General features: G+C 64.6%; 1 protein-coding gene. It reads left to right on the forward strand.

Annotated features, from left to right (window positions below; translation table 11 throughout):
• Positions 1-220: 220 nt before the first annotated feature.
• Positions 221-1,294 carry a YbfB/YjiJ family MFS transporter gene (locus AAFX91_RS41680; protein WP_394570344.1) on the forward strand — a complete coding sequence of 358 codons (1,074 nt, stop codon included), beginning with the start codon at positions 221-223 and terminating at the stop codon, positions 1,292-1,294.
• Positions 1,295-1,352: the final 58 nt, after the last annotated feature.

A 1,352-nucleotide genomic window follows, 5' to 3' on the forward strand; every position in this document is an offset into this window, starting at 1 on the left:
CTCTGCTCTGGATAAGGTAACTGTCCACACGGCCTAGAGCATTTTCGGTTCTGATTGAATCAGAACCGAAGCTCTAGGTTCTCGTTTTGACGCGTTTTCTTCACGCGAACCGGTGTCCACTTCGCTCGAAAACGCTTTAGTCAGCCATCGCCGTCGGCGATGGCTGGCATCAGAACTAACCATTTCCCTTTCGAGCAGCGAGGCTGCTTAACCCATGTCGATGTCAAGCACCCACGCTCACCGTCACCCGCATTCAGCGGCGGCCAATCATCATCATGAAGGCGGACCGGTCTGGCTGTCGGCTGCGGCTGGGCTTTGCGCCTCGCTGGTCGGTCTCGGATTGGCGCGCTTCGCCTACACGCCGTTGATCCCGGCGCTGATCGCGGCAAAATGGTTCAGTCCGGCGGATGTCGTCTATCTCGGCGCTGCCAATCTTGCGGGCTATCTGGCCGGCGCGATTATCGCGCGCGAGGTCGGGGCCCGCGCCGGGCCGGTGCGCTCGTTGCGCGCCATGATGGTGCTTGCATCGCTCTGCTGCTTTGCCTGCTCGGTGCCGATCTCTTTCGCCTGGTTCTTCGTGTGGCGCTTCCTTGCCGGCTTGTCCGGAGGCGTGATCATGGTGCTCGCGGCGTCGACGATCCTGCCGCACACGCCGCCGAACAAGAAGGGCGTGGTCGGCGGCGTGATCTTCGCCGGCGTGGGCCTCGGCGTTGCGGCGTCCGGCACGCTCGTGCCGCTGTTGCTGCGGCAAGGGCTGCAAGAAACCTGGTATGGAATTGGGATATTGTCCGTGCTGTTGACCCTGGCGAGCTGGAAGGCCTGGCCGGCCGAGGTCCGTGGCGCGAAAACGCTCGCCCACCATCACGTCGCGTCGCGGCCGCGATCACTGGCGATCCGCGCGCTGTATGCGGAATATGGCCTCAACGCCTTGGCGCTGGTGCCGCACATGGTCTTCCTGGTCGACTTCGTGGCGCGCGGGCTCGGGCAGGGGATTCTGGCTGCTTCACAATACTGGGTGCTCTATGGCATCGGCGCGATCGCCGGCCCGCTCGTGACCGGGCATCTCGCCGACCGCGCAGGCTTCGGCCCGGCGCTGCGCGTCGCCTTCCTGGTGCAGGCGGTCGCAATCGTGCTGCCTGCGGTCAGCGTGGCTCCGGCGGCGATGATCGTCTCGAGCGTGATCGCTGGCGCCTTCACCCCCGGCATCGTGCCGCTGACGCTCGGCCGCATCCATGAGCTCTTTCCGCACAACAGCGCCGCGCAGGGCGCGGCCTGGGCGGTGTGCCGAGTATGAACGACAGCTTGGAGGTGGAAGTCCTCTATCCAGCCTGATGACGGCGAAGGATTAGCGA

This window comes from Bradyrhizobium sp. 31Argb (assembly GCF_043638955.1).
Taxonomy (GTDB): domain Bacteria; phylum Pseudomonadota; class Alphaproteobacteria; order Rhizobiales; family Xanthobacteraceae; genus Bradyrhizobium.